Source organism: Streptomyces sp. NPDC020996 (assembly GCF_040641355.1).
In the GTDB taxonomy this organism is placed as follows: Bacteria; Actinomycetota; Actinomycetes; order Streptomycetales; family Streptomycetaceae; genus Streptomyces.
Genome location: NZ_JBFADM010000011.1, coordinates 36,442 through 49,546, shown reverse-complemented (window position 1 = coordinate 49,546; position 13,105 = coordinate 36,442). Strand labels below are relative to the sequence as shown.

11 protein-coding genes are annotated in these 13,105 nt (G+C 76.8%); 5 read left to right on the top strand and 6 right to left on the bottom strand.

Annotated elements, in window-relative coordinates; all coding sequences use genetic code 11:
• Positions 1-53: 53 nt before the first annotated feature.
• The 4 genes from AB0G63_RS10805 to AB0G63_RS10790 are packed head-to-tail and all read right to left on the bottom strand — an operon-like array spanning position 54 to position 5,291.
• A complete protein-coding gene (locus tag AB0G63_RS10805; RefSeq protein WP_360747521.1) occupies positions 54-320 on the bottom strand; it encodes an acyl carrier protein in 267 nt (88 codons plus the stop codon).
• A 32-nt stretch (positions 321-352) separates the two neighbouring features.
• The gene (locus AB0G63_RS10800) at positions 353-1,471 is read right to left on the bottom strand and encodes a pyridoxal-phosphate dependent enzyme (protein ID WP_360747518.1); all 1,119 of its coding nucleotides are present in this window, start codon (positions 1,469-1,471) and stop codon (positions 353-355) included.
• Positions 1,468-2,967 (bottom strand): amino acid adenylation domain-containing protein, encoded by a 1,500-nt coding sequence (locus tag AB0G63_RS10795; protein WP_360747515.1) that lies wholly within the window; start codon positions 2,965-2,967, stop codon positions 1,468-1,470. The genes AB0G63_RS10800 and AB0G63_RS10795 overlap by 4 nt, the downstream gene beginning before the upstream one ends.
• Positions 2,967-5,291, bottom strand: coding sequence for a lantibiotic dehydratase (locus AB0G63_RS10790; RefSeq protein ID WP_360747513.1), 2,325 nt, complete (start codon positions 5,289-5,291; stop codon positions 2,967-2,969). The genes AB0G63_RS10795 and AB0G63_RS10790 overlap by 1 nt, the downstream gene beginning before the upstream one ends.
• Before the next feature lie 394 nt (positions 5,292-5,685).
• On the opposite strand from AB0G63_RS10790, the gene AB0G63_RS10785 reads away from it, so the two are divergent.
• The 3 genes from AB0G63_RS10785 (at position 5,686) to AB0G63_RS10775 (ending at position 7,530) form a co-directional block, all read left to right on the top strand.
• A complete protein-coding gene (locus tag AB0G63_RS10785; protein ID WP_360747833.1) occupies positions 5,686-5,874 on the top strand; it encodes an MbtH family NRPS accessory protein in 189 nt (62 codons plus the stop codon).
• Entirely contained in the window at positions 5,867-6,649 is a 783-nt protein-coding gene (locus AB0G63_RS10780; protein WP_360747510.1) for a 4'-phosphopantetheinyl transferase superfamily protein, read from the top strand. The genes AB0G63_RS10785 and AB0G63_RS10780 overlap by 8 nt, the downstream gene beginning before the upstream one ends.
• A 140-nt stretch (positions 6,650-6,789) precedes the next feature.
• Positions 6,790-7,530, top strand: a complete 741-nt coding sequence (locus AB0G63_RS10775; protein ID WP_360747507.1) for a peptidase E — start codon at positions 6,790-6,792, stop codon at positions 7,528-7,530.
• Between the two features lie 188 nt (positions 7,531-7,718).
• On the opposite strand, the gene AB0G63_RS10770 is transcribed toward AB0G63_RS10775, so the two are convergent.
• Positions 7,719-8,441, bottom strand: coding sequence for a LuxR C-terminal-related transcriptional regulator (locus AB0G63_RS10770; RefSeq protein WP_360747504.1), 723 nt, complete (start codon positions 8,439-8,441; stop codon positions 7,719-7,721).
• Positions 8,438-9,049: a response regulator transcription factor gene (locus AB0G63_RS10765; protein ID WP_360747501.1), complete on the bottom strand. Its 612-nt coding sequence runs from the start codon at positions 9,047-9,049 to the stop codon at positions 8,438-8,440. The genes AB0G63_RS10770 and AB0G63_RS10765 overlap by 4 nt, the downstream gene beginning before the upstream one ends.
• Before the next feature lie 530 nt (positions 9,050-9,579).
• Here AB0G63_RS10765 and AB0G63_RS10760 point away from each other — a divergent pair.
• Complete coding sequence (locus tag AB0G63_RS10760; RefSeq protein ID WP_360747498.1) at positions 9,580-12,747, top strand: type 2 lanthipeptide synthetase LanM family protein; 3,168 nt, start codon at positions 9,580-9,582, stop codon at positions 12,745-12,747.
• Positions 12,748-12,861: 114 nt separating this feature from the next.
• The gene (locus AB0G63_RS10755) at positions 12,862-13,059 is read left to right on the top strand and encodes a hypothetical protein (RefSeq protein WP_360747495.1); all 198 of its coding nucleotides are present in this window, start codon (positions 12,862-12,864) and stop codon (positions 13,057-13,059) included.
• Positions 13,060-13,105: the final 46 nt, after the last annotated feature.

Sequence of the window (13,105 nt, the reverse complement as noted above, 5' to 3'; positions counted from 1 at the left end):
CGGGGAGGGGCGGTACAGGCGATACGGGCGGTACGGTTCGGCGGGCCGAGCGGTCAGGCGGTGCCGTAGTCCGCGTCGACGACCTCGGCCAGTTCCTGCGGCGTGGGGTAGGCGAAGACCAGCGAGACGGGGACGTCCGCGCCGAGGATCTCCTGCAGCCGGCCGGTGATCTGGAAGGCGGTGAGCGAGTCGCCGCCCGCCTCGTAGAAGTCGGTGTCGGCCGTCAGCTCGGGCAGGCGCAGCACGTCCCGGAAGATGCCGACCAGGACGTCGACCGTGTTCTGGGCGGCGGCGGTGGCGGTGGCGGTGTTCGTGGTCATGTCCTCTGCTCCTTCGGTGAGATGACGCGGTGTCAGTCGGTGATGGTGACGTTGTCGGTGTCGGTGTCGGTGTCGGTGTGGGTGTCGGTGTGGGTGTGGGTGCGGGTGGGGTCGCGGTGGAGGGTGTGCAGACGGGCGGGGGTGTTGCCGCCCGAGACGATGGCCACGGCCCGTTCGCGGCGGCCGGCGCGCAGCGCTCCGGCCAGGGCGACCGCGCCGCTCGGTTCGGCATCGACGCCGTGCCGCGCCAACAGGTCGGCGGCGGCGAGGATTTCGTCGTCGTCGACGGCGATCAGCTCGTCGACGCGGTCGCGGACGATCGGATAGGGGACGGCCCCGGGACACTGGCCGCGCAGACCGTCGGCGACCGTCGTGCCGGGCGGCAGCTGGACGCGGCGGCCGGCGGCCAGGGAGCGGGCGTAGCGCGGGGTGCCGGACGGTTCCACGCCGACCACCCGTACCGGGCGGTGCAGGGCGGCGAGGCAGACCCCGGCGAGCAGCCCGCCGCCGCCCGTGGGCACGTAGACGGTCTCGGTGTCGGGTGCGTCGGCGAGCAGTTCGGTGCCGACCGTGCCCGCCCCGGCGACCACCAGCGGGTGGTCGGACGACGGGATCAGGACGGCGTTCCGCTCGGCCGCCAGGGCGCGGGCGCGTTCCTCGCGCTCGGCCACCCCTCCGTCCACCTGGACGGTCTCGGCGCCGAGGGCGCGGACGGCGGCGGCCTTCGCCGGTGCCGCTCCCGCCGCGAGGACGACGGTGAGCCGGATGCCGAGCGTGCGCGCCAGCCGGGCCAGCGCGAGCGCGTGGTTGCCGGAGGAGCCGGTGACGATCCGGTCGGCGCCCAGGGCGAGGACCGCGTTGGCCGCACCCCGCATCTTGAAGGAGCCGCCGTGCTGGAGGTGTTCGGCCTTCAGCAGCAGGCCGGGCCCGAGGACGGCGGCCGCCGGACCGCGGAGCAGCGGCGTGCGGACGACGTAGGGGGCGATGCGGGCGGCGGCGTCACGCAGGTCGGCGACGCCGAGCCCTCGGCCGGCGACGACGCCCGGCTTCGGCGCCGTGGCGGACAGCTGAGACCCTGCGGGGGACAGGTGCGAGGCCGCGGAGGACAACTGCGGGGTCGTCGCGGCGCGACGCAGGTCGAGGGCGGTCATGCGGTGCTCCCCGTGGCCAGGAGCCGGCGGTCCGCCTTGCCGCCGCGGGTGGTGGGCAGGGTGTCGAGGCGCACGAACCGGCGCGGCATCAGGTGCGGCGGCAGGGACCGGGCGAGGTGGCCGCGCAGCTCGGCGTCGGTGGTGCCGGACAGGTCGCCGGTGAGGTGGGCGAGCAGGTGCACGCGCCCCCGGTCGTCGGTGTGCGCCGTCACCACCGCCCCGGTGACACCCGGGTGCGCCAGCAGGCAGCCCTCGACCTCCGCCGGGTCCACGCGGTAGCCGCGGATCTTGACCTGCCGGTCGGTGCGGCCGGCGTAGTGCAGTCCCCCGGGCCCCCACCAGCCGAGGTCGCCCGTGCGGTACAGGCGGGCGCCGGGCGGGCCGTAGGGGTCCGGTACGAAGCACTCGGCCGTGCGGGCCGGGCGCCCCCCGTAGCCGCGGGCCACGCCCACTCCCCCGATGTACACCTCGCCGACCGTGCCGTCGGGGACCTGGGCCAGGTCCGCGTCCAGCACCCGGACCACGGCGCCGGCGCGGGGCGTGCCCACCAGGTCGGCGGAGGGGTCCGGGGAGGCGGGGACGCTGTAGCGGGTGGTGGTCATCGTGCACTCGGTCGGGCCGTACTGGTTGACGAGCCGGCCGGGGACGATTCCGCGTCCGCCGGCGGCGAGGAACGGCCGCAGGGACTCGCCGCTGGACGCGACCAGGGTGACGCCGGCCAGCGGGTCGGTGAGCTGCGGCTGCGCCGCGAGGTGGGACAGGAAGAAGGGGGTGACACTGAGCAGGGCCGTGACCCGGTGCTCGCGGACGGTGTCGGCGAACTCCTCGGGGCGCAGCAGCCGGGCGCGGTCCACGATCACCAGGCGGGCCCCGGCCAGCAGCGGTGCGAAGGTGTCCCGGATCGAGGCGTCGTAGCCGAGCGGTGCCGTCTGGAGGGCCACCGTGTCCGGGCCGAGGCCGAACGCCTCGGCGGTGTCGCGCAGGTAGGCGTCGAGGGCGCGGTGTTCGACCAGGACGGCGTTGGGCCGGCCGGTGCTGCCGGAGGTGTGGCTGACGTAGGCGAGCGCGCGCGGGTCGACCGGCCCCGGCGGCGGGCCCGGCGGCAGGCCCTGGACGGCCCCCGGCCGGTCCAGGAGGACCGGCGGGACACCCAGGTCGAGGGCCGGGGCGAGGGCCGCGCGGGTCAGCAGCAGGCGGGCGCCTGCGCTGCGGACGAAGTCGGTCAGCCGGTCGCGGGGCTGGCCGACGTCCAGGGTGAGGAAGGCGGCGCCGCAGCGCAGCACCGCGGCCATGGCCGCGACGGCGTCGGTGCCGTGCTCGACGGCCACGGCGCAGACCGTCTCCGGGCCGGCGCCGTGCGCCCGCAGCAGGCCGGCGATCTCCTCGATCCGGGCGGCGAGCCGGCCGTACGTCACCTCGCCCGCCGGGGTGCTCAGCGCGACGCGGTCGGGGTGCCGGGCGGCGTGTGCGGCGATGTCGTCGGCGATGGTGCGCATCACGCGTCCCCCTCACCGGTGACGGTCCGGTCGACGGCGACGAAGCGGAGTTCGCTGGTGTAGCGGCGGCCCTCGGCGTCGGTGAGCCAGGCCTGCTCGGGGGTGGGCAGCATCTCGCTGACCTTGAGCCGGGCCTCCGGGTTCTTGCGGGCGAGCCGCCGGGCCGCCTTGGCGAGGATGGTGACGTACACGGGGCTGTCGAAGTCGACGTAGAACGGGCGGGGTTCGGTCGGCGAGACCACGAACACGAAGCGGGGCAGCTCGTGCCGGCGCTGCCAGTGCCGGGCGCGCACGAAGCGGGCGGCCTCCGCCTTCTCGTCGGCGAAGTCGACCTCGGCGACGGGCAGTTGCCAGGTCTCGCGGGCGACGATCATGCGGTCGACGGTGATCCGGGGGGTGTGGGCGCCCTCCGGGCGGAGGGTGAAGCGGTCCATGACCCGCTGAGTGAGGGTGTTGGCGTAGACGTCGAGCAGGTCGTACGCGGTGCCGTCGGGGAGCACCGCGGTCAGCCGGCCGGCCCGGTCCTCGACCGTGACGTCGGCGCCGAGCAGCGTGCGCGGGCGGTGCGGGTCGCCGGTCTGGTCGACCAGGGCCACGTAGTGGTCCTCGGGCCGGTCCAGCGAGGGCCTGCTGCGGGTGGACCACTTCAGCGGCAGCTCCTTGGGCAGCATGGGCAGCAGTCGCGGGCCGGGGAAGTCGCGGGTGGTCTCGGCGAGCAGCACGCCGGGGTCGGGATGCTGGTGCACGAACAGGGACGCGCCCATCGTGTTCAGCGCGCAGTGCATCTCCCCGAGGACGAGTTGCACGTCGCCCCGGGCGAGGGCGGCCTCGTCGTCGGCGATGACCAGCACGTCGGGGCTGACGTACCGGGCCAGCGACCAGCCGTCGCCGGGCTCGTCGAACTCCTGGCGCACCCGTTCGGCCAGGTCGGCCGTGGCCAGCTTGACCCGGCGCACGCCGGCCGGAAGGTCCAGGACGCGGGCCCACTTGGCGCGCAGCTCGGCCTGGACGGCGTCGATCAGCCGGCCGGCGTCGGGGTGCGGCGAGGGCAGGGTGTGCAGCCACAGCGTGCCCAGGTCCACCGGTTCGCCGGCGGCGCTGAGCCGGTCGTACACGGTGCGCAGGCGGACGCGGACGGCGTCGGCGAAGCGGTTGGTCATCCAGCGGGCGGCCGTCAGGCACAGCTGAAGCGGCTCCAGGTGGGCCAGCAGTCCGGCGCCGGCCGTGGCGGTCGCCGCCCGCCGGGCGTCGGAGTACACCAGTCCCCGGCACGGCGCGGTCCGTTCGCCCTTGGCCCGCTGCGCCTCGCTGTCGGTGAGGGCGGCGAAGTCGGCCTCCAGGGCGCCGATCGCGGCGGTCAGCGCGGCGGCGTCGGCGCCGGCGGCGCGTACGGCGTCCCGGCCGCGTTCCAGCACGGCGAGCCGGTCCAGGGCCCGTGTGCGGGCGGCCTCGTCGGGGACGCGTTCGAGGATGCGGCGCAGGGCGCGGTCGGGGTGGGTCGCGGCCGGCACCTCCAGGCGCCACTGCACCCAGCGGCGCTTCACCAACTCGCCCACGGTACGGGTCACTTCGTCCGTGTCCCGGCCCAGCTCGGCGGCGATGGCGGCCGGGTGCCGGGCGCCGTCGCACAGCTTCAGCACGGCCAGCTCGGCCGCGCCGATCGGCTGGGCGGGGCGGCCGGGGACGTGGACCGTGCCGTCGGCGCAGCGCACGAAGGACACCCGGCGCGGTGGGATCCAGCGCATCAGCTCGGGGTCCTCGGCGAGCACCTTCGCGAGGGCGTCGATCGCCCAGCCGGAGAAGTACACCTCGTGCGCGGCGAGGAAGTTCCGCCCGGGGTCCACGGCGACGGCTCCCGGCGCGGACAGGTCCCAGCGGCCCCAGCCGACCGGGCCGAAGAACCCGATGGTGTCGTTCTTGACGCAGAAGCGCTGCCAGTAGTGCGCGACCAGTTCCTCGCGCTGGCGGGGCATGCTGCTGCGGCTGTCCGTGCCGGGGTTCCAGCGCAGGAACGGCGCGATGCCGGTGCGCAGGACGGCCGGGTTCTGCCAGGCGAGGGCCGCCTGGAAGCGGGGCTGGGCGGCGATCTCCTGAAGGTGCCGGGCGGTGCGGACGGCGGCCGTGGCGAGGTCGTCGGCGAAGGCCTGCCACTCGGTTCCGGACAGCTCGGCGCCGGGGGCGAACTTGTCGGCGGCCTCGGCGAGTCCGGGCGGGGCCAGGCGCAGCACGCCGTCGGCGGGGAAGCCGGGGCCGCGCAGCGCGAACTGCTCCCACAGCCGCCAGCCTCCGCCCGGCAGCAGGACAGGTGCGTGCTCGTCCGACATCGCGTGCTCCTTCCGAAACGGGGGGTGCGCGGGAATCGCGCGGCTCGGCCGGGCGGCGGGCGCCACCGGGGTGCCGGGGGCAAGCGCCTCCGGGGTGCCGAGGGCGCTTGCCGCCGGGGTGCCGGGCGGCGGGTGCCGCCGGGGGTGCCGGGCGCCCCGCGACCGGACAGCACGGTCCCGCGCCGCGGCCGTCCGTCACCAGAGAAGATCCGGCAGCAACGCGTGCCTCGGGTTCGGCGTGTTCGTCCCTGACCGGCGCGGCCGGCGGCGGGCACGCTGACCCCGTCGGCCCTGACCCGCGGGCCGGCCCCATCACCTGCGGGAGGTCACCGTGACGCAAACCGATTCCGCGACCGGCACGGGCGGCGAGGAGGTCCGCCCGGGCGCCGAGGACGTGTACCTCGTGGTGCGCAACGACGAGGAGCAGTACTCGATCTGGCGGGCGGACCGCGAGCTGCCGGCCGGCTGGCATCCGGAGGGCCGGCGAGGCACCCGGCAGGAGTGCCTGGACCACATCGACGTCGTCTGGACGGACATGCGCCCGCTCAGCCTGCGCCGTCGGCTGGCCGGGGCCGATGTCTGAGGCCCGCCCGGGTCCGCCGCTCGCCCTTTCGGCGCACGCCCCGCCGGCGGAGCCGCCGCCCGGCCGGCTGTGCCCGGACGTCGTGGATCTGTCCGGACTGAACTCCGGCGGCCGCCCCCCGGGCCCGCGCACGCCGCGCCGGCCGGTGGAGCTGTACCTGGCCGAGGTGGGACGGCAGGACCGTCTCGCGCTGCGGCGGGCGCAGGAGCTGCTGGACGCCGACGAGCGGGCGCGGGCCGGCGCCTTCCACCGGCCCCGGGACCGCGACGCGTACGTGGTGGCGCACGCGACCCTGCGCGGCGTGCTGAGCCTGCTGCTGGGCGTCCCCGCCGACGCGCTGCCGCTGGTGCGCGAGCCGTGCGCGGGCTGCGGGGGGCCGCACGGCCGGCCCGCGCTGCGCACCCGCGGGGTGCACTTCTCGCTGTCGCACAGCGGGGACCTGGTGATGGTGGCGCTCGCCCCGACCCCGGTCGGTGTCGACGTGGAAGGGCTGGCCACCGCTCAGGCGGTGCTCGGCGCGCAGTCCGCGCTGCACGCGGCGGAGGCGGCGGAGCTGGCGCGGCTCCCCGCGCACGAGCGCCCGGCGGCGTTCACCCGCACCTGGGTCCGCAAGGAGGCCTACCTCAAGGGCCTGGGGACCGGGCTGGTGCGCGATCCGGCGCTGGACTACGTCGGCACCGGCCCGCGGCCGGCCGCTCCGGCGCCGGAGTGGACCCTGCGGGACGTCCTCGTCCCGGCGGGGTACGCGGCGGCGGTGGCCCTGCGGACGGAGTGAGAGCGCCCGACACAGGAGAGCGGGGACCGGCCCGGTGGCCGGTCCCCGCTCTCCTGTGTGCCCAGGGGCTTACGCTGGCGCGCGCTCCGCCTCCCCGGATTCCCCCCGGGGGCCGAGGCGGGCGCGCTACGATCGCGCGCGTGACCGCTGCCGTACCGACCATCCTCGCCACCTCCGGAGGGCACCGCGTCGGCACGCGGACCCGGCTGCTCTTCGATGCCCTGGTCCACCACGCGGTCGACCTCTCCGGCGTGCACGGCAGGCGTCCGCGCGTCCTGTACGTCGGCACGGCGACCGGTGACGCCGAGCACGTGACGGCACGGGTGGCGGAGGCCGCCCGGGCGGCGGGCTTCGACCTCACCCCCCTGTACCTGTTCCCCATGCCGAACGTCGAGGACGTCGAGGGCACGGTCCTGGACCACGACGTCGTCTGGGTGATGGGCGGTTCGGTGGCCAACCTGCTCGCCGTGTGGCGGGTGCACGGCCTGGACGCGATCATGCGGCGCGCGTGGCGGGCGGGCGTGGTGCTCGCCGGGGTCAGCGCGGGTTCGCTCTGCTGGTTCGAGGGCGGCGCGACCGACTCCTTCGGGCCCGGACTGCGGCCGTTCAGCGACGGGTTGGGCCTGTTGCCGTTCGGCAACGGCGTGCACTACGACTCCGACCCGGGCCGGCGCCCGCTGATCCACCGGCTGGTCGCCGAGGGAGCCTTCCGTACGGCCCACTGCACCGACGACGGGGTGGGCCTGGTCTACCGGGGCACCGAGTTGGTCGAGGCCGTGACGGAACTGCCGGGCAAGGGAGCCTACTTGGTCAGCCGCGGGGGCGACGGGGCCGTGGAGGAGCGGATCGAACCGCGGCTGCTGCCCACGCCCCGGTTCTGACGCGGTCCACCGCGACGGGCCGCGCGGGGCGCCGGGTGCGGCGTGCTCGCCGGCCGTGTCTCCCGTCCCCCGCGCCCCGCGTCTGCGTCGTCCGGCGGCCGCGACGCCCGACGACCGACGGCCGGCATCCAGCGGCCGTCGTCCGGCAGCCGACAGCCGACGTCAGGCGGCCGGCGGCCGGCGGCCGGTCAGACCAGCCCGTGGCGTACCGCGTGGGCGACCGCGTGCGCCCGGTTGCGGGCCTGAAGGCGCGCCATGATCTCGTAGATGACGTTCTTCACGGTGTGTTCGGAGCAGTCCAGCAGCCGCGCGATGTCCGCGTTGGCGTGTCCCTCGGCCATGAGGCGCAGCACGGAGGTCTGACGTGCCGTCAGGGTGGGTGGCCTGCTGCCGCTCCGGTCCGGCCGGCCGGGCGGCGGGCCGCCGTTCAGCAGGTGGGACAGTTCCGGGTACGGGATGCACGGGTGCGGGTGCCCGGCGCGCCGGACGGCCGCCGTCAGGGTCTCCGGCGTGAGGTCCTCGCTCCGCAGGACCACCGCGCCCGCGCGCAGCGCCCGCAGCAGGCCGGTACGGCTGACGGTGTCGCACACCAGCAGCAGCGGTCCGGCGGTCCACGGGCCGCGCAGGGCCTCCTCGACGTCCTGTGCGACGACCACGGTGACGGTCCCCGCCTCCGGGTGCCCCTCGACGCAGCTCAGGCCCGCGCGGCGGGCGAGTGCGCGGACCCGGTCCGCGCCGCGTGCGGGCAGCACGCGCAGGGCCGCCGAAGCGGGGGCCACGGCGGCCTCGCCGGACGCGACGCGCACGGCGGGCGGCCCGGCGGGTGCGGCGGACGCGAGAGGCCCGGCCGGCGCGGGTTCCAGGGGCGCGGAGGGCGCGAGCGGCGCCGCGGGCGCCAGGGTGGGCGTCACAGCAGACCCGCCCGGAGTGCGTAGGCGACCGCGTGCGCGCGGTTGCGCAGCCGGAAGCGCTGCGTGATGTCGTGCACGACGGTCGTGACGGTGCGCGGCGAGTAGGCGAGGCGCTGGGCGATCTCCGCCGTCTCGTGCCCGTCGGCGACCAGGCGCAGCACCGACCGCTCCCGGTCCGACAGGGTGCCGCCGGCCCAGCCGCCGCTGCCGTGCCGGGCGTCGGCCGGGCGGTCCAGGACCTGTTCCAGCAGGTCCGTCGGGAGGGTGCAGTCGTCCTCGGCGGCGGCCAGCACCGCGTGGCCGAGGCGGGACGCGTCGGCCTCGCGGCGCAGCAGCAGGCCGCGGGCGCCGGCGGCGAGGGCGTGCAGGGCGTCGCCGGAGGCGAGGGCGCCGGCCACCAGGACGACGGCGGGGCGCTGCGGGTGGGCGCGGGTGACGCGCACCATGTCGAGTTCGGCCGGTCCGAGCCGGTCCACGGTCAGTACCGCGACCCGGGCGACGCCGGGCTCGCAGAGGGTCAGTTCCGGGCAGGCGAGGAGGGTACTGCGGGTGCCGGCTTCCAGCACCGGGTCGAGGGCGACCACACCGACGGGTACAGGTGCTCCCATCTGCTGCTCCTTGGAAGGTCGTCCGCCCGGTGGTGAGCACGGCGGGCGGTCTGGGGGGTTCTGCACGACACCGTGCGCCCGGCGGGGCCGCGGGAGCATCGGTAGTCGGTCCCCACCTTTTCCGTCCCCCTCCCACCGGGCGGGCGGCCCGGCTCCGGTCGCCCCGCGCGCGGCGGGCCTGTCCGGGCCTGCTCAGGCCTGCTGAGGCCGGGTCCGGCGGTGGGCGGCGCGGCGGACACCCGTACGAGGCAGGCGCGGCGGGCGGGGATGGGGGTCGGGCCGCCCGGAGCGGGCGGGACACACCCGTACGCGGCGCCCCCGGGCAGGCTCGTACGGTGGTCGGGCCGCCCCCTGCCCAGGACCCCGGGCAGGGGCGCTGACGTGCGGTTCTCCCCGGTGCGGCCTGCGGTCGTCCGCACCGCGCGGTGTCGCCGCGGCGGTCGTTCCCCACCCGGTGGGGCGGGTCGGCAGGGAATATGGGGGTCACTTCCCCATGTGGGGGTCGTAGGGCGTCTGCCACCTTCGGTGACGTGACTGAGACCGCCACCAGCCTCCCGACTCCCCGGAGCGCCGGCCTGCCGCTCGCCTGGTGGGCCCCGGCGCTGTCCCTCGCGGAACGGCTCGCCGCCCCCGGCCTCCCGGCGGCGTCCGCCCGCTCCGCCGCCTCCGGGCGCGCTCCCTGGGCCGCCGGGGACAGCGAGGGCTTCGCGCTGCGGCTGGCCCACCTCCGGGTGGACGCGGCGACCGCGGCGGCTCTCGTGGCGGAACCCGCCGAGCTGCTCGCCGCCCGCGCGGCCAAGCCCGAGTGGGCCGGGTACGCGGAAGCGGCCCTGGACGCCGCCCCGGAGAGCCCGGCCGCGGTCGAGCCGGCCGCGGACGGTGTGGGTCCCGAGGTCTTCGCCACCGTCGTACGGCCGTTCGTCACCCCGGCCGCGGACCGCCTCGCCGGTCTCCTGCCGGGCGTTCCCGTCGCCGAACAGGCGGTGTGGCAGGCGGCGTTCGAGCGGCGGCTGACCGAGCAGCTGGTCCGGCAGGCCGCCCGCACCCTGGTCCACGAACTCTCCCTCGCCCGGCGTGCCCGGCGGCTCGCCGGAGCGGACCCGAGCGAGCGGTTCGCCTCGTTCGTCGCCGCGACCGGCACCCGGCAGGGTCTTTCCGCGCTCGTCGCCGCCTACCCGGTGCTGGCCCGGATGCTCGGCCAGACCGCGCTGGACGCGGCGGACGCGGCGGCGGAGCTGGTGGCGCGGTTCCGGGCCGACCGGGACGACCTGGTCGCCGGCCTGCTCGGCGGGCGCGAGCCCGGTGCGCTGGCCGGGGTCGACCTCGGGCTCGGTGACGCCCACCAGGGCAACCGGGCGGTCGCGATCCTGCGCTTCGCCGACGGGGACCGGGTCGTCTACAAGCCCCGCCCGCTCGGCCAGCACGCCCTGCTCGACGACCTGGTGGCCTGGCTCAACGCCAAGGTGCCCGGTCTGGCGCTGCGCTCGCCGCGCAGTGTGCGCCGGCCGGCTTACGGCTGGCTGGAGTTCGTGGAGCACCGCTGGTGCCGGTCGATGGCCGAGACCAACGCCTTCTACCGGCGCCAAGGTGCGCTGCTGGCCATGCTGTACGCGGTGGACGGCGCCGACATGCACTACGAGAACGTCATCGCCTGCGGCGACCAGCCGGTCCTGGTGGACGCCGAGACGCTGCTGCACACCGGGCTGCCGCAGGCCATGACGGCCGGCGCCGACCCGGCAGCGGACGCCCTGCACGCCTCCGTGCACCGCACCTGCCTGCTGCCCCACCTGCTGATCGGCGAGCACGGCGCGCTGGACATCTCCGCGCTCGGCCGGTCCACCGACGGCACCTTCCCGAGCGAGGGCCTGCGCTGGGAGGACAGCGGCAGGGACACGATGCGGGCCGTACGGGCACCGCTGCCCAGCCCCGCCGCGCAGAACCAGCCGCTGCCCGACGGGGCGCCCCTGGAGGCGGCCGACCACCGGGCGGCGCTGCTGGAGGGATTCCGCACCGGCTACGCGGCCCTCGCCGCACACGGTCCCGAACTGCTGGGTCCGGAAGGGCCGTTGGGCATGCATGCCGACAGCCCGGCCCGGCTCATCGTCCGCTCCACCCGCCTGTACGCCACGCTGCTGGAGGAGTCCACGCACCCGTCCCTGCTCGGGGACGCGCTCGCCCGGGAGGGCGTGTTCGCGGTGCTGTGGACCGAGTCCGAGCACGACGAGGCACGCCGGCGGCTCGTCGAGCAGGAGACCGCCGACCTGTGGCGCGGCGACGTACCGCTGTTCGTGCATCGGCCGTCCGGTACCGGGGTCCGGACGGCCGACGGCACCTGGCTGCCGGAGGTGCTGCCCGTGGCGAGCCTGGCCGCGGTCGGTGCGAAGCTCGCCCGGATGGACGAGGTCGACTGCCACGACCAGGAGTGGATCATCTCGGCCACGCTGGCGGCGCGGAGTGCCGGTTCACCCCTGGCGCGGCGGTCCGAACTCGCCCTCGCTCCGGTCCCGGAGGTCGTGCCCGACACCTCGCGGCTGCTGGCCGCCGTGTGCGGGATCGCCGACGAGATCGCCGCCCGCGCGATACACGGCGGCGGCCGCACCAACTGGCTGGGCCTGGAGCAGGTCTCGGGACCGCACTGGGCCGTGCTGCCGATGGGCGCCGGGCTGGGACAGGGCTACTGCGGCGTGGCGTTGTTCCTGGCCCAGACGGACGCGCTGACCGGGGCCGGGCGGTACGCCGCGCTGGCGCGGGAGGCGGTCCTGCCGCTGCCCGCCCTGATGAAGGCGCTGGCCGCCGACCCCGAGCTGAGCGCGGCGGCCGGCCCCGGCGCCTACGACGGGCTGGCCGGCATCGTCTACGCGCTGCCGAGGCTGTCGGCGCTGCTCGGAGAGGATCTGACGGGGTGCCTGCCCGACGCGCTCACCGCGCTCGGGCACGCGGTGGCCGCCTGCGCCGACCCGGGGCTGGCCGCCGGCACGGCCGGGGCGCTGGCCGCCGCCGTCGCCGTACACGAAGCGACGGGGTCGCCCGAGGCCCTGCGGCTGGCGGACACCGTGGCGGACCTGCTGCTGGTGACGGCCTGCGGGCCGGACCGGACCGTCGGCGAAACCGGGGCCGCGGATCACGGCGCGAGTGCCGCCGACGCGAGCGCGGCCCCGGTCCGCGGCCCGGGTTTCGCCGACGGGGCGGCCGGGATCGGCTGGGCGCTGCGGCGCTACGCCGGCCGTCGCCCGGAGCGCGCCGCCGCGCACGCGGACGCCGCCGACGCCCTGCTGCGCGCCGCGGTCCGGGACGTGCCGGCCGCGCACGCGGACCCTTCCTGGATCTCCGGGTCCGCCGGTGTGGCGGCGGCCGCCGCGCTGCCCGCCGCCGGCGCGCTGCCGGCCGGACTCGCGGCCGGACTGGCGGACGTCGAGGTCGGCCCCGGTCTGAGTCTCGGGCAGGGCACCCTCGGCACGCTGGAGGCCCTGGCCGTGCTCGCCCGGCGCGGCGACGCGACCGCCGCCGCGACGCTGAGCCGGCGTACCGGACAGGTGCTCGCGCTCGTCGAGGCGCAGAGCCACCGCTGCGCCACCCCCGACCACGTTCCCTCCCCCGGGCTGCTGACCGGACTGTCCGGCATCGGCTACGGACTGCTCCGCCTGGCCCACCCCGAAACCGTCCCGTCCGTCCTGCTCCTGGGACAGCCGGGTCACTGATCGCACCGCTCACGCTCCTCCGCTCCTCTGCACCACGGCACCACGGCACCACGGCACCACCGCCACCTCCCACCGTGCTCGACCGCACGAACGCCAGAAGGGGACCTCACCGTCATGGACAAGCACCTCGCCTCCACCGCCGCCGACGTCACCGAGACCGCCGCCGACGAGCAGGACGCCGCGGGCGGGATCACGCTCAAGGGCCGCAACCGCGCCTGCGCCCGCGCCCGCGTCCTCGCCGGCATGGTGCTCACCAGCGGCATCGTCATCACCCTCAGCACGCTCGACACCTCGGTCTCCGCACCCCAGTGACACACCGTCAGTCCTGACGCGGACGATGGCGCGGGCCCGCCTGGCG

Excerpts from the sequence above, each read along its gene's own strand:
- AB0G63_RS10805 (WP_360747521.1), bottom strand. The coding sequence starts at position 320 with ATGACCACGAACACCGCCACCGCCACCGCCGCCGCCCAGAACACGGTC.
- AB0G63_RS10800 (WP_360747518.1), bottom strand. The coding sequence starts at position 1,471 with ATGACCGCCCTCGACCTGCGTCGCGCCGCGACGACCCCGCAGTTGTCC.
- AB0G63_RS10795 (WP_360747515.1), bottom strand. The coding sequence starts at position 2,967 with ATGCGCACCATCGCCGACGACATCGCCGCACACGCCGCCCGGCACCCC.
- AB0G63_RS10790 (WP_360747513.1), bottom strand. The coding sequence starts at position 5,291 with ATGTCGGACGAGCACGCACCTGTCCTGCTGCCGGGCGGAGGCTGGCGG.
- AB0G63_RS10780 (WP_360747510.1), top strand. The coding sequence starts at position 5,867 with ATGTCTGAGGCCCGCCCGGGTCCGCCGCTCGCCCTTTCGGCGCACGCC.
- AB0G63_RS10765 (WP_360747501.1), bottom strand. The coding sequence starts at position 9,049 with ATGGGAGCACCTGTACCCGTCGGTGTGGTCGCCCTCGACCCGGTGCTG.
- AB0G63_RS10755 (WP_360747495.1), top strand. The coding sequence starts at position 12,862 with ATGGACAAGCACCTCGCCTCCACCGCCGCCGACGTCACCGAGACCGCC.